The organism is Uruburuella testudinis (genome assembly GCF_022870865.1).
In the GTDB taxonomy this organism is placed as follows: domain Bacteria; phylum Pseudomonadota; class Gammaproteobacteria; order Burkholderiales; family Neisseriaceae; genus Neisseria; species Neisseria testudinis.
Map to the genome: position 1 here is coordinate 205,689 of NZ_CP091508.1, position 19,829 is coordinate 225,517.

Genomic DNA, 19,829 nt, shown 5'->3' on the forward strand with positions numbered 1-19,829 from the left:
GGCGGGCAGGGGCGGGGGAGTTTGTTAAGACCGTCGGGTTGTGTTATATTCAAAACCGTCTGCATCACGAGCTTCAGAATGCAGTGCAGAAATGAACTGTCCCATTAACCACAAGAAGGAGAAGGACTTATGTTACATTATGCAGTGGTATTTTTTGTTATAGCCATTATTGCCGCTATTTTCGGCTTTGGCGGTATTGCCGGCAGCGCTGCGGGCATTGCCAAAATCCTGTTTATCGGCTTTTTGATTTTGGCTGTGGTATCGATGATTTTCGGCCGCCGCCGTTAAGGGATCGGAATAGGATAAAAAAACCACCTGTCAGGGTGGTTTTATTGTTGCTGTCAGACGGCCTGTGGCTTTTGCAAACCCGTTGCTTACCCTAGGGTGTCCGGACAATTTGTTTATGAGGGGATTTTTGTTCCTGAAAATGTAGATGCCAGGCAAAAAACGCAGCAAGATTGGACATCTTGCGAGGCTTTTTAACGCAGCAGATGCGTTTTCAGGGGTAAAAAGCACCCATAAATCGAATTGTCCGGACACCCTAGCACCTACAGACAGGCCGATTCGTTGGCGAGTTGCTGCTCAATGGTTTCGCGCCGGCGTATCTGCTGCACGCTGCTGCCGTTTACCAACACTTCGGCGGCGCGGTTGCGGGTGTTGTAGTTGCTGGCCATGCTGGCTGCGTAGGCGCCGGCGCTGCGGATGGCGAGCAGGTCGCCCGCTTCGCAGGTGAGAGTGCGGGCTTTGCCGAGAAAATCGCCGGTTTCGCAAATCGGGCCGACAATATCGGCGGTGAACGGGGGAATGGCTTTCGGCACCACGGCTTCGATATGATGATAGGCATCATATAAAGCCGGGCGCATCAAATCGTTCATGGCCGCATCGACAATCACAAAATTTTTCTCTTCGCCGTGTTTCACAAATTCGACTTTGGTGAGCAAGGTGCCGGCATTGCCCACCAGGCTGCGGCCGGGCTCCAGTATCAGTGTTTGCGGGCGGCCGGCAAATAGGCGCTGCACCGCTGCCGCGTAGCCGGCCAGATCGGGCTGGTTTTCGTTTTGATAAATAATGCCGACGCCGCCGCCCAGATCGATGTGTTGCAACACAATGCCTTCTGCCGCCAGCTGATCAACCAGCAGCAAAATGCGTTCGCAGGCTTCTTGCAGCGGGCTTAAATCAATCAGCTGCGAACCGATATGGCAATCAATGCCGACAATGTTCAGACGGCCTAACGAAGCGGCATAGCGGTAGGCATCAAGCGCATCGGCATAAGCAATGCCGAATTTGTTGGCCTTAAGGCCGGTGGAAATATAGGGATGGGTTTTGGCGTCGACATCGGGGTTGATGCGCAGCGAAACGGGTGCGGTTTTGCCCAGCCGCGCAGCCACAGCGTTGATGCGGTCGAGCTCCGGCAGCGATTCGACGTTGAAACACAACACGCCCGCCTCCAGCGCAAATTCGATTTCGGCTTCGCTCTTGCCCACGCCCGAAAAAATGGTTTTGCCGGCATCGCCACCCGCCGCCAGCACCCGTGCCAGCTCGCCGCCGGAAACAATGTCGAAGCCGCTGCCCAGCGCGGCAAAATGCTTGAGTATGCTCAGATTGCCGTTGGCTTTCACGGCGTAGCAGACCAGCGGCTGCTGCGCGGCAAAAGCGTCGGTGTAGGCGCTAAATGCTTTGGTGAGCGCATTTTGGCTGTAAACGTATAAAGGCGTGCCGAATTGCTCGGCCAAATCGGTCAGGGGCAGATTTTCGCAATGCAGGGGTCGGGTCATTATTGTTCCGTTTGGTTGGTCGGTTCTTTCGGTTCGAATTGCAGGCCGGTTTGGATGACGCCGAAACGGGCCTTGTCGTCTTCTTTGGGCAGATAAAGGTCGCCCTTGTAGCCGCAGCCGCTCAAAACCAGGGCGGCGGCCAGTAAAAATACAGTGGTTTTCATGCTGATTCTTTCTTCAAGCGCAGGAATGTGGCAAGATTCGGTATCTTAAACAAAAATGCCCGGATACACAAAGCCATGATGACCGAAAGCGAATTTTTACAACATTCCGATGCGCTGTTTGCCCATATTGAAGACCAAATCGACGAAGGCGGTTGGGATTTGGACTGCCAGCTTGCCGGCAACGTGCTCACCATCGAAGCGGATGACGGCACCCAGATTATCGTCAACCGCCACACCCCCAATCAGGAATTGTGGATTGCGGCCAAAAGCGGCGGCTATCATTTTGCCGAGCAAAACGGCCGCTGGCTGGCCACGCGCGACGGCAGCGAATTTTTTGCGGTGTTGAACGAGGCGCTGAGCGCGGCTTGCGGTGAAAAGGTGACCGTCGCCGGGTTTCCCGCCTGATGCCGAACGCCGGTTGATTGCCATGCAAACACAAACACCGGTCGGGCTGGTTGAAGCCGCCGGTGTTTGTTTTTTTAGGGATACAAAGTATTCAGGCCGTCTGAAACCCATTCACAAAAGTAAGCTAACCGAGCGGCGAGCTAAAGACCGTACATACGTACGGCAAGGTGAGCCAACGCCGTTGGGTTACTTTTGTGCATGGGCATGAAAATTGTTTTTCAGACGGCCTTTATTAGGTTTATTCTTCGTTTAACAAACGCTCGACTTCATCTACATAGCCCTGCATCGCTTCTTCGGCAGCCATGCCTTTTAAGCCGCTCCAAGCTTCGTATTTTTTCTTGGCCACAAGGTCGAACATGCCGGGTTTGTCGCCGCCGGCATCGCCATCGGTGGCTTGTTTGTAAAAAGCATACAGCTTCAGCAAGGTGGCGTTATCGGGGCGTTCGGCCAGGCTGACCACATCTTCTTGCGCCTGTGCGAAGCGTTGTTTCAAATCGCTCATTGGTTTCTCCTGCGGGTTATGGTTATTGGAGCTTATTTGTACCATGATTTCAGACGGCCTGCAAAGGCAGTATTGGAGTGATTGTTCGAAAGGCCGGAACAGGCGTTCAGACGGCCTGTGTCTGCAAACTGGCAGCAGCCTGTTGTAAAAGCTGTTGCAACAGCTCGGCGCGGCAGGCTAATGCACGCAGGCAGATGATGTTGTCGGCGGCCAGGCTGGCGCCCCAGAGCAGGCCGTCTGAAAACTGTTCGGACAAGCTGTGGTAAAGCCGGTCGAGCAGCGCTTTCAAAGGCCGGTCGGGGTTGGTGTCGGCATAAAACAAGGTGGCTTGGTGGGTGTAGCCTTCCATCTGCCCCAATACGGCCGGATGATGGAGCTCGGGCTGCCAGCAGATATTGTCGTGTACCAACAGGCGGCCGTGATGACGGATGTGCAACTGCGAGGAAAATCGTGCAAAAGCAAAGGTTTCGCCATTGAGCACGCGCCCGGCGGCAGTGATTTCGCCGTAAATCAAACGGCAGCGGTCGGCCAAATCAATGCGGGTGGTTTGCACCAGCGTGCTGCCGCCGTGCAGCACCAACGGGTGCGGCAGGTAGGTGAGGCAGCTGCCTTCGGCCTGGCTGATGATGTGGTGCTGCTCGGCCTGCTGCCCGGCGTGCATACTCAATACACGCGTAAATGCCTGAGTGGAAAGATGCAGCGCACTGTCGGCGGCCAGCGTGATGCCGATATCGATGCGGTCGCCCGCCAGCAAGCCGGGTGAAGAAGACATTTGCATCGCGTGCAACACGCCGTCGCCGTGATGCGGCAGCGTGAGCAGCTTCAGCGGCGGGGTGGCGAAATAGTCGCCCAACACGGTGTTGCCGTCGCGTTTGTGGGTGGAAAGGGTGAGCCTGGATTGCATAAAAGCCTTATTGGAGAGGCCGTCTGAATCGTTTTCAGACGGCCTTTATCACGATTAACGCACTAATGCCGCCGGCTCTGCCGTATTTTCCAGCAGCGCGTATTTTTGAATCCAGCCGATAACCGCATCGAGGTTTTCGTCTTTCATCAGGTTGGTGAACACAAACGGCTGGCCGCCGCGCATACGCCGGGCGTCGTGCTCCATCACTTCGAGGCTGGCGCCCACATGCGGGGCGAGGTCGGTTTTGTTAATCACCAAAAGGTCGGAACGGGTGATGCCGGGGCCGCCTTTACGCGGGATTTTCTCGCCTTGCGCCACATCGATCACAAAAATGGTGACATCGGCCAAGTCGGGGCTGAAGGTGGCCGATAAATTGTCGCCGCCCGATTCGATAAACACGATTTCCACATCGGGAAAACGTGCCGCCATTTCGTCTACCGCTTCCAGATTCATGCTGGCATCTTCACGAATCGCCGTATGCGGGCAGCCGCCGGTTTCCACGCCCATGATTCTTTCAGACGGCAACAGGCTGTTTTTAGTGAGAAATTCGGCATCTTCCTGAGTGTAAATATCGTTGGTAATCACCGCCACGCTGTATTGTGCGGCGATTTGGCGGGTGAGGCGTTCGATCAGGGCGGTTTTGCCCGAACCGACCGGGCCCGCCACGCCGATTTTGATGTAGTTGCGCATGAGGGTTCCTTATTGTTGTTGGTTGACTTCGGTTTCAAAGCGGATAAACGCATCTGTTATGGCTTGCCATACAGCTTGGGCAACATCGGGCGACAACCCGACAGCCTCAGCCTGTTGGCGGCGGGCGGCGATGATTTGGGCGACACGTTCGGGCGCAGCAACCGCCCCTGCGTCGTTTTGCGGTTTCAGACGGCCGGCAGCTTCCACCAACTGCTGCCGTTTGGCCAACAGCTCAAGCAGCCGGCGGTCAAGCGTATCAATTGCAGCCCGCACTTCAGTTAGGGTTTCCATTCAGACGGCCTTTCGTTAAGCAAACAGCAAACCCAAGCCCACCATGCCGATGGCGCTGCCGACGGCGCGGTTGAGCCACACGTTTTTACCCAAAGCCGTACCGGCAAAAAAGCCGGCCGCATGCAGCAATGCGGTGGTGAGGATAAAGCCTGCGGCATAGGCTGCGGCGGAAGTGCCGTGCATTTCTGCGCCGTGTGCCACGCCGTGAAACAGGGCAAACGCACCGACTACGGCGGCGGCAGCCGCAGCGGGAATGCGCCCCGCCCAAGCGGCGGCCAAACCGATGACCAACACCGAAGCGGCAATGCCGGCTTCCAGCAGCGGCAGTTCAAAGCCTTGTGCGCCCAGTGCAAAGCCCAAAGTCATCACGGCCACGAAACTGGCGGGAATCGCCCAACGTGCTTTACCCGCAAACGAAGCCGCCCATAAGCCCACCGCCAGCATGGCGAGGATGTGGTCGAGGCCGCCGACGGGGTGCAGCGCACCGCTTAAAAAGCCGCTGTCGGCATGGCCGGGGTGGGCAAGTGCCAGTGCAGGGGCGGCGGCAAGGGCGATAGAGGTAAGCAGTTTTTTCATCAGGATTTCCTTTTAGGGTTTAGGGTTGAGGGTGGATTGGGTTTCAGACGGCCTGTTTGATAGTAGCAGCCAATATCTCAAGCTGCGGTTTTATCGGTGATGTCAGGCCGTCTGAAACGGTTTATCCGGCCGGTGGGTCTTGCCGGCAGCTTAAATGGTCTAACTCATATACAGCCGTGTATACAGCCGCTCATGCTGCATGGCGCGGATGTCGGCGGCCAGGGTGGCGGCGCCTATCCATTCGGGGTCGGGTGTGAGGCTTGCGGCTACGGCATCGGCAATCGCTGTGCGCAGCTCGAACAATATATCCTGCCCGGCCATTTGGCTCAAGGGTATCAGCTTCACGCCGTTGGTTACGGCACCGACGGCGGCATTATAGTAAAACGCATACAGTGTCTGCGCCTTATCCAGCCCCATGCAGGCGGCCGTCAAGCCGAAAGCCAGCGGAAAATAACCTTTGGCCTGTTGCGCGGTTAAGGCCGTCTGAAAGCAGTGCAGAATGTCGGCGCGCTCGTGGCGGGCAAAAATTTTCAACAGCCGCACGCCGAGTTTGAAGCTGCCTTCGCGGATTTCACGCGCTGATTTGGCGGCGCCGATTTTTTCGTCGAGCGCCAATAATGCGGCCAAATCACGGTGTGCGGCGGCATCAAACGCCAGCGATACATAGGCGCCGTCGTTATATACCCAGTTTTGCGTGAGCTGAACCTGCACATATTCTTTCAGACGGCCTGCATCTGCGATAACGCCTTGCTGCACAAAGGTTTCCAGCCCGCCCGAATGGTTGAAACCGCCGATGGGCAGCGTGGGGTCGACCAAATGCAGCAGCGCGCCCAAGCGCATCAGTGCGGCGTTATCCGTGATGGTGTTCATGGTGGTGGCCGTGGCTGTGGGGATGATGATGGTCGTGGCTGTGGCCGCCCGCGCCTTGGGCGGAATTGGCGCGCAATTGCTCGCTCAGGCGGCGGCGGTCGCGGCGGGGCGAAAAACCGGCGGCATCGAGCCAGGCAAACATCGGCGGCTCGTAAGGCATGATCAATTCATCGCCGTCGAGAAACAGCGGCGCATGTTTGTTGCCGATTTCGTAGCAGGCGCGCGCCATGTCGGGCAGGGTTTGCGGCGACAACACGGTTACTTCGCTCGGCTCGATTTCGATGCGGATAAGCAGTTTGCTGTCGGCATAAACCACATCGCCGTGGCGCAGGCGCTGGCCTTCTTTCAATAAACGGAAGGCGATATCGCGCCCGCCGGTGCTGGTTTTGCGCAAAATGCGGCGGTCGGCTTCAAACCATTGCAGGCGCACGGTATCGCATTCGGCCTGCGGGCCGGCCGGGGTGTTGTGGTCAAGGATGTGTTGGATGATTAAATTCATAAGCTTTCCTGAGGCCGTCTGAAAAAAGGTTCAGACGGCCTGGTTGAGGTTGTTTCAGCGGCATGTTTATCACAAAAAATCCGCGTTATTCAGCATGGCTGGAATGCCCGAGCACTTTGCGTGCCTGTTCTTTATCAATATTGCCCTCCCAAGAGGCAATGGCCACGGCAGCCACACAGTTGCCGATCAGGTTGCCGAGTGCGCGGGCGATGCCCATAAACCAGTCGATCGACAAAATCAAAATCAGCCCCACCGCCGGAATGGCCGGAATCGCATGCAGGGTGGCGGCCAAAATCACAATGGCCGAGCCGGGTACGCCGTGTGCGCCTTTTGAGGTAATCAGCGCCACCAGCAAAATAGTCAGCAAATCGGCCATCGAAACCGGGGTGTTGGTGGCTTGCGCGATAAATACCGCCGCCAAGGTAATGTAAATCGAAAAAGCATCGAGGTTAAACGAATAACCGGTGGGCACCACCAGCCCCACGGTGGAATCTTTAATACCCATATTTTTCAGCTTGGCCATGATTTGCGGCAATACGCTGTCGGATGATGTGGTGGCAAACACCACGGCCAGCTCTTCTTTCAGGTAGCGCAACAGCTTCCACAGGCTCAAACCCGACAGGCGCATGATGATGCCGAGCACGCCGAACACAAACACAGCCACGCAGCCGTAAAACAGCAACACCAACAGGCCGAGCTGTTTGAACGAATCGAGCCCGTATTTGCCCACGGTAAAGGCAATCGCACCGAGCACGCCCAAAGGTGCCAGCCGGATGATAAAGCCCATGATTTTAAACAATACGGCGGCAAGCTGGCCGATAAAATCGGTAACCGCTTTCACCTTGTCGCCCATGGCGGAAAGTGCGCAGCCGAACAATACCGCAATCAGCAATACCTGCAACACGTTGCCCTCGGCAAAGGCCGAGGTAACGGTTTTCGGAATCAAGGCCATCAAAAAGGCCGTAAAACCGCCCTGCATCAGCTTGTCGGCATTGCTGCTGTAGGTGTTGAGCGTTTCTTCATTCAAGGTGCCCACGTCAACATTCATGCCGACACCGGGTTCAAACAGATAGGCCGCCGCCAAGCCCATCACCAACGCAATGCCGGTCACCACTTCAAAATAAACCAGTGCCTTAATGCCCACACGGCCGACACTTTTCAAATCGCCCGCATCGGCAATGCCGTGTACCACCACGCAAAACACGATATACGGAATCAGCATTTTAATCAGCTGGATAAAGCCGTCGCCCAGCGGTTTGAGCTGTTGGCCGAATTCGGGCGCAGCCAAACCGATAAACACGCCGAGTATCAGCGCCATTACCACTTGCCCGAAAATCGAGCGGCAAAATGTCCACATATAAAACTCCTTTATTTTAGGGTGTTCTGATGTCGATTTACGGGTGTATTTTGCCCCTGAAAACGTAGCTGCTGCGTGAAAAAGCCTCGCAAGATGTCGAATCTTGCTGCATTTTTTGCCTGGCATCTGTATTTCCAGGAATAAAAATCCCCTCATCAATCGACACATCAAGACACGCTAGGGTGGCTTTCAGACGGCCTGAAAGATGAAAGCGGCCGTCTGAAAAAGCTTGTGTTGAGGGCCGGAGCTGTGGGTTGATGAATGACGAAAATTCAGCTGTTCGGCGCTGTTGGGCCTTGCCGCTCGATTTTTGCCCCCACCCTAACCCGTTCCAACGGGGAGGGTGGGGGTAAAGCCGTTGGGCGCTGTTTGTTGCCTTTGAATCAGTTAAAACAAAAAATACCTTTGTGCCAACGGCAGCTGGTGTGCCGGTTCGCAGGTGATGTGTTCGCCGTTAACGCGTACTTCGTAGCGCTCGGGGTCGACTGTCATCTCGGGTGTGCCGTTGTTGTGGATTAAGTCTTTTTTGCCGATGTTGCGGCAGTTTTTCACCGCCAGCGTTTGCTTGGCAAGGCCGTAGCGGCTGCGGATGCCGGCATCGACGGCGGCTTGTGAAACAAACAACACGGCAGTTTCGGCAACGGCTTTGCCGTGGGCGCCGAACATGGGGCGGTATACCACCGGCTGCGGGGTGGGGATGCTGGCGTTGGGGTCGCCCATGCGTGCGTAGCTGATGCTGCCGTTTTTAATGATGATTTCGGGTTTCACGCCGAAAAAGGCCGGTTTCCACAACACGATATCGGCCATTCTGCCCGGTTCGATAGAGCCGACATATTCGCTGATGCCGTGGGCAATGGCGGGGTTGACGGTGTATTTGGCGATGTAGCGCTTGATGCGGAAATTGTCGAGGCCGTCTGAATCTTCGGGCAGGCTGCCGCGCTGCTGTTTCATTTTGTCGGCGGTCTGCCAGGTGCGGATAATCACTTCGCCCACGCGCCCCATGGCTTGCGAGTCGGAGCTCATGATGGAAAACACGCCCATGTCGTGCAGAATGTCTTCGGCAGCGATGGTTTCGGGGCGGATGCGCGAATCGGCAAAGGCCACGTCTTCGGGCACGCGTTTGTCGAGGTGGTGGCACACCATCAGCATATCGAGATGCTCGTCGATGGTGTTGACGGTAAACGGGCGCGTGGGGTTGGTGGAGGCGGGCAATACGTTGGGATACATGGCCGCTTTGATGATGTCGGGGGCATGGCCGCCGCCCGCGCCTTCGGTGTGGAAGGTGTGGATAACGCGCCCGGCAATCGCCTGCATGGTGTCTTCGAGAAAACCGCTTTCGTTGAGGGTGTCGGTGTGGATGGCAACTTGCACGTCCATCTCGTCGGCGATGCGCAAGGAGGCATCAATCACGGCCGGGGTGGCGCCCCAGTCTTCATGGATTTTCAAACCCAGTGCGCCGGCTTCGATTTGTTCGCGCAATGGCTCGACACTGGCGCAATTGCCTTTGCCGAAAAAGCCGAGGTTGACCGGATAGGCTTCGGCGGCCTGCAACATGCGCCGGATGTTCCACGCGCCGGGGGTAACGGTGGTGGCGTTGGTGCCGTCTGCGGGGCCGGTGCCGCCGCCGATCATGGTGGTGATGCCGCTCTCAATCGCGTGTTCGATTTGCTGCGGGCAGATGTAGTGGATGTGGGTGTCGATGCCGCCGGCGGTGGCAATCAGATGGGCGCCGTTGTGCACTTCGGTGGCCGCGCCAATCACCATGTTGGGGGTTACGCCGCTCATGGTGTCGGGGTTGCCTGCCTGGCCGATGCCGACGATTTTGCCGTCGCGGATGCCGATGTCGGCTTTGATGATGCCGCTGTGGTCGATGATGACGACGTTGGTGATGGCGAAATCGAGCACGTTTTCATCGCTGCGGCAGGCGGATGCCGATTGCGCCATGCCGTCGCGCACCGATTTGCCGCCGCCGAATTTGCATTCATCGCCATGGGTCAGTAAATCGCGCTCGATGGTGGCAAAGAGGTTGGTGTCGCCCAAGCGGATTTTGTCGCCCACGGTGGGGCCGTAAGTGGCGAGGTATTGCGCGCGCGGAATGGTGAGTGCGGCTTGCTCGGGCGCTTGCGGCTCAATGCTGACCGGGCCGTCGGTTTCATTGCGGAAGCCTTGCAGGATTTGGGCGCCGCCGAACGCCACCAACTCCACGGTTTTGCGCTCGCCCGGCTCGAAGCGCACGGCGTTGCCGCTGGGAATGTTGAGGCGGAAACCGCGCGCGGCTTCGCGGTCGAATTCGAGTGCGGGGTTGGTTTCGCAGAAATGATAGTGCGAACCTACCTGAATCGGGCGGTCGCCACGGTTGGCAACGGTGAGTGTGCGCGTTTCACGGCCGAGGTTGGCGGCGATATCGCCACCGGCAGACCGGTATTCTCCGGGGTTCATAGACAGGTTCCTTATGTGGTTTGGGGTTTCAGACGGCCTGGTCTTGATACTCAGGCAGCCGTCTGAAAACAGCAGTATGGTCGGAATGAAATATCATAGGCCGCCTGAAAGGGTTTACCGTGCTTGATCCAGCCATTCGCTTATGGTTTTTTCAGCGGCCTGTTGCAGGGCTTGGCCGTGGCGGGCGGCATCGTCGCGCAGTTGCTGCAAATCTATACCGGCCGCGGCCAATTCGCAGGCATGGCCCACCAGCCAGTATTCGATTTTGGCCGGATCGGCTTCGAGGTGGAATTGTAAAGCCAAAATATGCGTGCCGACTGAAAATGCTTGATGGGGGCAGGCGGCGCTGGCGGCAAGGTGTGCCGCTTGGGGCGGAATTTCGAATTGGTCGCCGTGCCAGTGCAGCACGGGGGTGCCGGCCAAATGGCGCAACGGCGAGGCGGTGCCGGCTTCGGTGAGGGCAAGTGGGGAAAAGCCGATTTCTTTATTGCCCATCGGCGCTACGGCGGCGCCGAGAATACGGGCGATCAGTTGGGCGCCGAGGCAAATGCCGAGCGTGGGTTTTCCGGCTTCGATACGGGTGCGGATGCAGGCGGTTTCGGCGTTGAGAAAGGGGTAGCGGGCTTCGTCGAATGCGCCGATGGGGGCGCCTAATATCACCAGTAAATCGGCGCTTTGCAGACGTGGGTCGGTAAAATCGGCAGCGGGGGCTTCAATATAGAAAAAGGTGTCGCCACGGCGGGTAAACAGGTTTTCGAGTATACCGAGGTTTTCGAAGGCGAGATGGCGGATAACGGCGATGGCGGCCATTTTTGATTTCCTTTTTTCAATTGTGATAGAGGCCGTCTGAAAACGGAAGGGCTTCATATCAAGATAAAAGTCAGTTGTAGCCATCTTGATTGCGTTGCATCTGCATTTTCAGGAGCAAAAGCACCCATAAATCGAATGGTCATGACACCCTAGCGGATGGGCTGGTGCACGGTAACGAGTTTGGTGCCGTCGGGAAAGGTGGCTTCGATCTGCACTTCGTGAATCATGTCGGCCACGCCTTCCATCACATCTTCATGGGTGAGCAGGGTGGCGCCGTATTGCATCAGCCCGGCCACGCTCATGCCGTCGCGGGCGGCTTCTTGCAGATGGCTGGAAATATAGGCCACGGCTTCGGGGTAATTCAGCTTGAGGCCGCGCGCGCGGCGTTTGGCGGCCAATTCGCCGGCGAGAAACAGCATCAGTTTTTCTTGTTCGCGTGAGGTCAGGTGCATGGTGTTCGGCTTTCGGAAACGGGGGCGTTTTTCAATCATTCAGACGGCATGGCCGGATGGCGGCGGGCATGGGCGCCATTCAAAATAATCAGCGGATGATGGTTGAAACGGTTTCAGACGGCCTGAACAGGCTTGAGGCCGTCTGAAAATATTGTTAACAATTTAAATGCAAGCATACCGCAAAAGAAAAGGCTTGTGAATGCTTGGCGGCTTGTTTCTGCCGTGTTAAAGGGTTATACGCTCAAATAGGTTTGAATCAGCTCGGGCGTCAGCTCATCGCCGCGCCCTTGCGCCACGCAGCGGCCGCGTTCGAGCAAGACGAAATGGTCGGCCAGGGTTTTGATGAGGTGCAGTTTCTGCTCCACTACCAATACGGTCAGGCCCCATTCCTGATTGAGGCGGCGGATGACTTTGGTGATGTCGTCGACGATGTTGGGCTGGATGCCTTCGGTGGGCTCGTCGAGTATCAGCAGGCTGGGGTTGGTGACCAGGGCGCGGCCGATGGCGAGCTGCTGCTGCTGGCCGCCGGAAAGGTCGCCGCCGCGGCGCTGCTTCATGTCGAACAGCACGGGAAACAGCTCGTAAATCAGTTCGGGCACTTGGCGGGTGGTTTCTTTGCTGCGTTTGTTGTGCACGGGCAGGCCGATTTTGAGGTTGTCTTCAACGCTGAGCAGCGGAAAAATCTGCCGCCCCTGCGGCACGTAGGCGATGCCGGCATAAGCGCGCTTTTCGGGCTTGATTTTCAGTAAGTCGGTGTCTTGGTAGTGTAGTTTGTCGGCTTTGGCGGCCACTTCGCCCATGATGGATTTGAGCAGGGTGGTTTTGCCGACGCCGTTGCGGCCGATGATGCAGGTGCACTCTTTTTCGGGCGCGGTAAAGCTGATGTCGTGCAGAATATGGCTTTGGCCGTAATATTGGTTGAGGTTTTCGATGCTGAGCATGGTTTTTCCTTTGGGTGGCCGTCTGAAAGGGATGGGTTTCAGGCGGGTGTTTGTTTGGGGCGGTGTTTGAACTCCGGCGGCTTGCTGCTGCCGTTATCGGTTTCGGCACGCTATAGAAACGGCCATTAAATCGCTGAATTTTTAAATCAATCTGATTGTTTTAAAAAGAAGTTAATAAAATATTTTTAGCATTAAAATGGCCGCATCTACAGGCCGTCTGAATGGTTTTCAGACGGCCTCAACTTAATTTAATGGCCGCCGCCGAGATACACCTCGATCACTTGCCGGTCGGCCTGCACTTGCGCCAGCGTACCTTCGGCCAACACGCTGCCTTGGTGCAGCACGGTGACTTGGCGGGCGATTTTGCGCACGAATTCCATATCGTGCTCCACCACCACCACGGCCTGTTGCCCGGCCAGGCCGGTGAGCAGCTCGGCGGTGCGTTCGATTTCGCCGTGGGTCATGCCGGCTACCGGTTCGTCTACCAGCAAAAGCTGCGGTTTCTGCATCAGCAGCATGCCGATTTCCAGCCATTGTTTTTGGCCGTGCGACAAAAATCCGGCCATGCGTGCGCGGGTGTGGGTGAGGCCGATGGTGTCGAGCACGCTGTCGAGAAAGTCGTCTTGCTCGCCCGTCAGCTTGCGCCATTTGCCGAAATAGGCGCCGAACACGCTTTTGCTGCCGGCAATCGCCAGCGAAAGGTTGTCATACACGCTGAGTGATTCAAACACGGTCGGTTTTTGGAATTTGCGGCCGATGCCGGCGCGGGCGATTTCGGCTTCGCTCATTTGCAGCAGGTTGTGGTCGCGCCCCAAAAATACCGTGCCTTCGTCGGGGCGGGTTTTGCCGGTGATGATGTCCATCATGGTCGATTTGCCCGCGCCGTTGGGGCCGATGATGCAGCGTAATTCGCCGCGGTCGATGTAGAGGTTGAGCTTGTTGATGGCTTTGAAGCCGTCGAAGCTCACCGATACGTCTTCCATATAAAGGATGATGTTGTTGTCGATGTGCAGGTTGTCGAAACGGGTTTGTGCGGCAGTGTTCATGCGGCGGCCTCCTGCTGTTTGGCGGAATCGGTTTCAGACGGCGTGTCGTCATCGTTGCGCGGTGCCCGGCGTGATTTAACCAGCCCGGCAATGCCTTCTTTCAAAAAGATGGTCACCAGCACAAACAGCGCACCGAGGAAAAACAGCCAGGCATCGGGAAAGGCGGCGGTGAGCCAGGTTTTGGCATAGTTCACCACAAAGGCGCCGATAATCGCGCCATAGAGCGTGGCGCGGCCGCCGAGCGCCACCCAGATGATGATTTCAATCGAGGCCAGCGGGGCGAATTCGCTCGGGTTGATAATGCCCACCTGCGGCACATACAGCGCGCCGGCCAGCCCGGCAATCATGGCGGAGAGCACGAAAACCAGCAGCTTGATGTGCTCCACGCGAAAGCCCACAAAACGGGTGCGCATTTCGGCATCGCGCACGGCAACGATCAGCTTGCCCAAGCGCGAATGCATGATGCTGCGCAAAAAGGCATACACGGCCAGCACGGTGATGCCCGACACCGCAAACAAGGCCACGCGGGTGTGGTCGGATTGCAGTGAAAAGCCGAGGATGTCTTTAAAGTCGGTGAGGCCGTTGTTGCCGCCGAAGCCCATTTCATTGCGGTAAAACGCCAGCATCAGTGCATAAGTCATGGCTTGGGTGATGATGGAAAGATACACGCCCGACACGCGCGAGCGGAAACACAGCCAGCCGAGAATGAAAGCCAGTAAACCGGGCACAAACAGCATCATCAAGAGCGCCCATGCAAAGTATTCGCTGCCCGCCCAAAACCAGGGCAGCTCGGTCCAGCCTAAAAACACCATAAAGTCAGGCAGATTGGCGTTGGCATAAGCGCCGCGGTCGCCGATTTCGCGCATCAGATACATGCCCATCGCGTAGCCGCCGAGGGCGAAAAATGCACCGTGGCCGAGGCTCAAAATACCCAGATAGCCCCAGGCCAAATCCAGCGCCAGCGCCAGCAGCGCATAGGTGAGGTATTTGCCCAGCAGGGTAACGGTGTAGGTGGAAATGTGCAGCGCGCTGCCTGCGGGAATCAAAAGGTTGCCCACCGGCACGACAACCAGCAGCGCCAACAGCAGCGCCACGGTGATTTTGCCCAGCAGCGGCTCGCGTTGTAATAAAGTGAATAAAGGTGAACGGCTCATTCGACGGCCCGTCCTTTCTGCGGAAACAGCCCGCGCGGGAATTTTTGGATAAACAGAATAATCAGCACCAGCACAATGGCTTTGGCGAGCACCGCGCCCAGCCAAGGTTCCATAAATTTATTCAGCAGGCCGAGGCCGAGGCCGGAAACCAGCGTGCCCCACAAATTGCCGACCCCGCCGACCACCACCACCATAAACGAATCAACAATGTATTGCTGGCCGAGGTTGGGGCCGACATTGGTAAGTTGCGACAAGGCCACGCCCGCCACACCGGCCACGCCGGAGCCCAGGCCGAAGGTCATCATGTCGACTTTGCGGTCGTTGATGCCCATGGCGCGCGCCATATGGCGGTTTTGCGACACCGCGCGCACTTCCAGCCCCAGACGGGTGCGCTTCATCACCGCCAAGAGCGCAAAGAAGCAGAGCAGGCAGAAAATGAAGATGTATACGCGGTTCCAGGTAACCGACAAGCCCGGCATAATCTGCCAGGCACCGCTCATCCATTCGGGCGTTTGCACCATGCGGTTGAGCGGGGAAAACACGCTGCGCACCAATTGCTGCAAAATCAGGCTGATGCCGAAGGTGGCCAGCAGCGTTTCCAGCGGGCGGCCATACAGGTAGCGCACCACAAACCGCTCGATCAACACCCCCACGAAGCCGCTGACGGCAAACGCCACCGGAATCGCCACGGCAATCGACCAGCCGATGTGGTTCGGCATCAAAAGCTGCACCACATAGGCGCAATACGCGCCGATCATCATCAGTTCGCCGTGCGCCATATTAATCACGCCCATCACGCCGAAAGTAATCGCCAAACCGATGGCGGTCAGCACCAGAATCGAGCCGAGGCTCAGGCCGAAACTCACGTTTTCTGCGCCTTTCATCAGTGTTTGTTTGGTTTCGATAGAGGAAATAGCTTTTTCGGCCTGCGCTTTCAATTCGGGTGTTGAGGCCGTCTGAACATAGTTTTGCAGCAGGCTGAGGTTTTCCGGCAGCGCGTTTTTACCCAATACGGCAATCGCCGCCGCATGACGGCTGTGGTCGCCACCCTGCAAATCGGCGCGGGCGATATAGGTTTGCATCAGCTCGCGCACGCTTTGGTTGTTTTCTTTGGGCAAGGCGGCCTGCACTTGCGCCAGCGCCGAGGCATCGTTTTTTTGCAGCATCTGCGTCATGGCGGCTTTGCGGGCTTCGGCATCGTTGCTCAGCAGCGCGTTTTCGGCCACATACGTGCGGATCCACAAGCGGATTTTGTTGTTGGTGGTGATGCGTTTGGCGGCGGCCGGTTTGTCGGCGGCGGCATCGGGCGCATCAATGGGCGCGAATTGCTCGCTGTCGGCGGCTTTGATGTAAAACGTTGGACCCTCGGCAAACAGCCGCCCGTCGGCCAGCGCGGCGAGGGTATCCAGCGCTTGCGCATGGCCGGATGCGGCAATGGCTTCTACTGCGGCTTGCTTGGTGTTGAAGTTGTTGGATGCCAAACCTTGCAAGGCCGTCTGAAAACCAACAGGGGCGGCGCTTGCGGTGTCGGCGGCGGAAGCAGCGGCCACAGGCGCGGATGCGGTTTCGTCGGCCAGCGCCGGCGGCGACAGCGATAAGGCCAGCGCCAGCGCTAAAGCGCCGAGGCCGGGCAGCTTGTTGAGGCGGAACAGGGACTTCATATGCGGTCCTTTGTGTGGGTTGGGAGGCAGCCTTGATAGGTTGACGGCAATGCCGATGCTCAAAATTTCTGATGAATGGCTTGGTTGAAACCATCGGATCGGTTGAAAAAATGCCATGGTTCGATTGCGGTTTCTATCGGGCGGCAGCGGTCGGATTTGAGTTTCTTAAGTTAGGCGGATAACAGCACAGGCCGTCTGATACCCATTCACAAAAATAACCTAACGGCGTTGGCTCGCCTGAGCTCGAAGAGGACTGGTTTCGCTAAGGCGCTGAAGCGCCAAGTCAACCAAACCAGCCCCGTACTATCTGTACTGTCTTCAGCTCGCCGCCTTGTTAGCTTACTTTTTTGAATGGGTATGAAACTATGCGGCAATATTCTGCCCGGCGTGTTTCAGACGGCCTGTTTCCGCTTTTACTGCGTACCTGCGGTGCATTTTTGAGTGGTTTTGTCGTATGCGCCGCAATTCACGCCGGCGCTCCAGTCGGCAATCAGATTGGCCGATTCGGGCAGCAGCGGCGACCAAGCCTGACCGTCGACTTCGCCTTCGGTGCGCCATACCACGTCAAACTGGCCGTTGTCTTGAATCTCGCCGATGAATACCGGTTTGGTAATCATGTGGTTGGCCAGCATTTTGGCGGTGCCGCCGGTGAGGTTGGGTACTTCCACGCCGATCAGCGCCTGCTGTACGGCATCCGAATCGGTGGTGCCGGCTTTTTCTACCGCTTTCACCCACATATTGAAGCCGATATAAGTGGCTTCCATCGGGTCGTTGGTAACGGCGTTGTTGTCTTTCTTGAAGTCTTTCCAAGATTTGATAAAGGCTTCGTTGGCGGGGGTGTCGATGCTTTCAAAATAGTTCCACGCCGCCAGATGGCCGACCAGCGGCTTGGTGTCGATGCCCGAAAGCTCTTGTTCGCCCACCGAGAAGGCAATCACCGGAATCTGCTCGGGCGACACGCTCTGGTTGGCCAGCTCTTTGTAGAAAGGCACGTTGGCATCGCCGTTGATGGTAGAGACCACCGCCGCATTGCCGCCGGCACCGAATTTTTTCACATCGGCCACAATCGACTGCCAGTCGGAATGACCGAAGGGGGTGTAGTTGACCATGATGTCGCTCTCGGGAATGCCTTTCGATTTCAGATAGGCTTCGAGAATTTTGTTGGTGGTGCGCGGATACACATAATCGGTGCCGAGCAGGGCAAAGCGGGTAACGCCTTGGTCAAGCAGATAATCTACGGCGGGGATGGCCTGCTGGTTGGGCGTGGCGCCGGTGTAGAAAATATTTTTGCTGCTTTCCTGGCCTTCCCACTGCACCGGGTAAAACAAAATGCCGTTGAGCTCTTCAAATACCGGCAACACCGATTTGCGCGACACCGACGTCCAGTTGCCGAAGGTGGCGACTACTTTGTCTTTGGCCAGCAGCTCGCGGGCTTTTTCGGCAAACAGCGGCCAGTTGGAAGCAGGGTCGACCACCACCGGCTCGATTTTGCGGCCCAACACGCCGCCTTTGGCGTTTTGCTCGTCAATCAGCATCAGCACCGTGTCTTTCAACGCCGATTCAGAAATCGCCATGGTGCCGCTCAAAGAATGTAATACACCTACTTTAATCGGGTTGGAATCATCGGCAACGGCAGCGGCAGATGCGCCCGATGCAGTGCTTTGAGCGGCTTGTTCGCCCGATTTCTGGCCGCAGCCGAACAAGAGCAGCGTCGAGCATACGGCTGTGAGCAGGAATTTTCGTTTGGTCATCATGGTGGTGTCTCCGAGGCTGGTAAGGTGTTGAATCACTAATGAAGCATGGAAAATCAAGCAATCTTGATGTCAGGATTGTTGAAATTGTTAACAATCTTTCGTAAAGATTAGCAAAGCACCGAATAAATTGTCAACAATATTTTTAATTAAAAGCAGAATATTGTTAACAATGCGAGTTTGGCGGCAGTATTCGGGCGGTTTGAAAGAAAATATCGGAATGATGTTTTATTGATGGGCTTATTTGTATCAAAACTACAGATAAGGCCGTCTGAAACACCGCCGCCGCAAAAAACGCCGGCTGCTGATTTACGTGCCGGCGCAAACCGATTATGCTTTCAGCGTGATACTTTCAGAGAGCCCCTATGTCTTACCGCTACCGCCAAACCCTGCCCGCAACCGCCCTCGACATCATCGGCGATGTGCACGGCGAATTTGCCGCCCTGCAAGCCTTGCTGCATCATTTGGGCTACCGCGACAACGGCAGCCACCCGCAGGGGCGGCGGCTGGTGTTTGTGGGCGATTTGTGCGACCGCGGCCCCGACAGCCCTGCCGTGCTGGCCTGGTTTAAAGCCGCGCACGATGCCGGTTATGCCTTTACTGTGCTTGGCAACCACGAATTAAACGCCTTGATGGGTGAGCCGAAAGACGGCTCCGGCTGGTATTTTCGCTGCCGCGCCGAAAAAGACGGCCAATACGCGCCGTGGAACATTCTGCCCGAAGCTGCCAAACCGGCGCTGAATGCCTGGCTGGCCGAGCAGCCGCTGGTGTTGGTGCGCGACGATATCCGCATTGTGCACGCAGCCTGGCTGCCCGAGAGCCTGGCCGTCATCGAAGCGGCGGCGGGCGAGCCGTTGGCAGCGCAATACCGCCGCTATGATGAAGCCCTAACCCGGCAGCTTCAGACGGCCGCCTGGTATGAGGATTACCTGCGCGAACAGCAGGTGTATGCCGAAGCGATGGAAAACCCCGCCGCGCCGCCGCCGATGCCCGCCACCGCCGCATATGAGCTGGCACGCAGCCGTTTGCACCCCATCCGCGCCCTCACCAGCGGCGCCGAAACCACCGCCGCCGCGCCTTTTTACGCCGGCGGACGTTGGCGCTACACCGCCCGCAGCGCCTGGTGGAACGATTACACCGAAGCCGTGCCGGTGGTTATCGGTCATTATTGGCGCCACTGGTATCCGCGCGAAGCCGACCCGCACCGCGAAAACCTGATGCCGCCGCAAAACAACGCCTGGCACGGTGCTGCGCATAATGTTTACTGCATCGATTATTCCGTCGGTGCCCGCTGGCGCGACCGCCGCGACCAGATATTGCCGGCCCGTTCGACTTTCCGCCTGGCCGCCATGCGCTGGCCGGAGCAGGTGTTGGTGTTTGATGACGGCGAAACCGTGGCTACGGTGTAAGAAAAAGATGAATAAAAACTTAGGGAATGCTGGCCATTCGATTGACGGGTGCGTTTACTCCTAAAACGCAACAAGATTGGGCATCTTGCGAGGCTTTTTAACGCAGCAGATGCGTTTTCAGAAACAAAAATCT

21 protein-coding genes are annotated in these 19,829 nt (G+C 56.9%); 3 read left to right on the plus strand and 18 right to left on the minus strand.

Annotation, left to right across the window (positions count from 1 at the left end):
• Positions 1-129 precede the first annotated feature (129 nt).
• Positions 130-288, plus strand: a complete 159-nt coding sequence (locus LVJ83_RS00895) for a DUF1328 domain-containing protein (protein ID WP_244785400.1) — start codon at positions 130-132, stop codon at positions 286-288.
• A 260-nt stretch (positions 289-548) separates the two neighbouring features.
• Here the strand turns inward: LVJ83_RS00895 and lysA are convergent, their stop codons facing one another.
• Entirely contained in the window at positions 549-1,775 is a 1,227-nt protein-coding gene (lysA, locus tag LVJ83_RS00900; RefSeq protein WP_244785402.1) for a diaminopimelate decarboxylase, read from the minus strand.
• A complete protein-coding gene (lptM, locus tag LVJ83_RS00905) occupies positions 1,775-1,939 on the minus strand; it encodes an LPS translocon maturation chaperone LptM (RefSeq protein ID WP_244785404.1) in 165 nt (54 codons plus the stop codon). The genes lysA and lptM overlap by 1 nt, the downstream gene beginning before the upstream one ends.
• 75 nt (positions 1,940-2,014) lie before the next feature.
• Here lptM and cyaY point away from each other — a divergent pair, with 75 nt between their 5' ends.
• Positions 2,015-2,344 carry an iron donor protein CyaY gene (cyaY, locus tag LVJ83_RS00910; RefSeq protein WP_244785406.1) on the plus strand — a complete coding sequence of 110 codons (330 nt, stop codon included), beginning with the start codon at positions 2,015-2,017 and terminating at the stop codon, positions 2,342-2,344.
• A gap of 238 nt (positions 2,345-2,582) precedes the next feature.
• Here cyaY and LVJ83_RS00915 read toward each other — a convergent pair whose 3' ends face one another.
• From LVJ83_RS00915 to urtA, 16 genes are all read right to left on the minus strand, one after another.
• Positions 2,583-2,846 carry an acyl-CoA-binding protein gene (locus LVJ83_RS00915; protein WP_244785408.1) on the minus strand — a complete coding sequence of 88 codons (264 nt, stop codon included), beginning with the start codon at positions 2,844-2,846 and terminating at the stop codon, positions 2,583-2,585.
• 106 nt (positions 2,847-2,952) lie between these two features.
• Positions 2,953-3,750, minus strand: coding sequence for an urease accessory protein UreD (locus LVJ83_RS00920; protein WP_244785410.1), 798 nt, complete (start codon positions 3,748-3,750; stop codon positions 2,953-2,955).
• Between the two features lie 54 nt (positions 3,751-3,804).
• Positions 3,805-4,440, minus strand: coding sequence for an urease accessory protein UreG (gene ureG, locus LVJ83_RS00925; RefSeq protein ID WP_244785412.1), 636 nt, complete (start codon positions 4,438-4,440; stop codon positions 3,805-3,807).
• Between the two features lie 9 nt (positions 4,441-4,449).
• Entirely contained in the window at positions 4,450-4,731 is a 282-nt protein-coding gene (locus LVJ83_RS00930; protein WP_244785414.1) for a chorismate mutase, read from the minus strand.
• A gap of 15 nt (positions 4,732-4,746) precedes the next feature.
• Complete coding sequence (locus tag LVJ83_RS00935) at positions 4,747-5,307, minus strand: HupE/UreJ family protein (RefSeq protein ID WP_244785416.1); 561 nt, start codon at positions 5,305-5,307, stop codon at positions 4,747-4,749.
• 159 nt (positions 5,308-5,466) lie between these two features.
• Positions 5,467-6,177, minus strand: a complete 711-nt coding sequence (locus tag LVJ83_RS00940; RefSeq protein WP_244785418.1) for an urease accessory protein UreF — start codon at positions 6,175-6,177, stop codon at positions 5,467-5,469.
• Positions 6,158-6,676 carry an urease accessory protein UreE gene (gene ureE / locus LVJ83_RS00945; RefSeq protein WP_244785420.1) on the minus strand — a complete coding sequence of 173 codons (519 nt, stop codon included), beginning with the start codon at positions 6,674-6,676 and terminating at the stop codon, positions 6,158-6,160. The genes LVJ83_RS00940 and ureE overlap by 20 nt, the downstream gene beginning before the upstream one ends.
• Positions 6,677-6,761: 85 nt before the next feature.
• A complete protein-coding gene (locus tag LVJ83_RS00950; RefSeq protein ID WP_244785422.1) occupies positions 6,762-8,033 on the minus strand; it encodes a C4-dicarboxylate transporter DctA in 1,272 nt (423 codons plus the stop codon).
• A 387-nt stretch (positions 8,034-8,420) separates the two neighbouring features.
• On the minus strand, positions 8,421-10,472 hold the full coding sequence (gene ureC / locus LVJ83_RS00955) for an urease subunit alpha (protein WP_244785423.1): 2,052 nt from the start codon (positions 10,470-10,472) through the stop codon (positions 8,421-8,423).
• A gap of 114 nt (positions 10,473-10,586) precedes the next feature.
• A complete protein-coding gene (locus LVJ83_RS00960; RefSeq protein WP_244785425.1) occupies positions 10,587-11,282 on the minus strand; it encodes a glutamine amidotransferase in 696 nt (231 codons plus the stop codon).
• Between the two features lie 149 nt (positions 11,283-11,431).
• The gene (ureA, locus tag LVJ83_RS00965) at positions 11,432-11,734 is read right to left on the minus strand and encodes an urease subunit gamma (protein WP_244785428.1); all 303 of its coding nucleotides are present in this window, start codon (positions 11,732-11,734) and stop codon (positions 11,432-11,434) included.
• Between the two features lie 233 nt (positions 11,735-11,967).
• Positions 11,968-12,675 carry an urea ABC transporter ATP-binding subunit UrtE gene (gene urtE, locus LVJ83_RS00970; protein ID WP_244785430.1) on the minus strand — a complete coding sequence of 236 codons (708 nt, stop codon included), beginning with the start codon at positions 12,673-12,675 and terminating at the stop codon, positions 11,968-11,970.
• 248 nt (positions 12,676-12,923) lie between these two features.
• Positions 12,924-13,721 (minus strand): urea ABC transporter ATP-binding protein UrtD, encoded by a 798-nt coding sequence (gene urtD, locus LVJ83_RS00975; protein ID WP_244785432.1) that lies wholly within the window; start codon positions 13,719-13,721, stop codon positions 12,924-12,926.
• Positions 13,718-14,875, minus strand: a complete 1,158-nt coding sequence (gene urtC, locus LVJ83_RS00980; RefSeq protein ID WP_244785434.1) for an urea ABC transporter permease subunit UrtC — start codon at positions 14,873-14,875, stop codon at positions 13,718-13,720. Before urtC ends, urtD begins: the two co-directional genes overlap by 4 nt.
• Complete coding sequence (urtB, locus tag LVJ83_RS00985) at positions 14,872-16,536, minus strand: urea ABC transporter permease subunit UrtB (protein WP_244785436.1); 1,665 nt, start codon at positions 16,534-16,536, stop codon at positions 14,872-14,874. Before urtB ends, urtC begins: the two co-directional genes overlap by 4 nt.
• Before the next feature lie 413 nt (positions 16,537-16,949).
• Positions 16,950-18,290, minus strand: coding sequence for an urea ABC transporter substrate-binding protein (urtA, locus tag LVJ83_RS00990; protein ID WP_244785438.1), 1,341 nt, complete (start codon positions 18,288-18,290; stop codon positions 16,950-16,952).
• A 362-nt stretch (positions 18,291-18,652) separates the two neighbouring features.
• Here urtA and LVJ83_RS00995 point away from each other — a divergent pair, with 362 nt between their 5' ends.
• Positions 18,653-19,696, plus strand: coding sequence for a metallophosphoesterase (locus LVJ83_RS00995; RefSeq protein ID WP_244785440.1), 1,044 nt, complete (start codon positions 18,653-18,655; stop codon positions 19,694-19,696).
• Positions 19,697-19,829 lie beyond the last annotated feature (133 nt).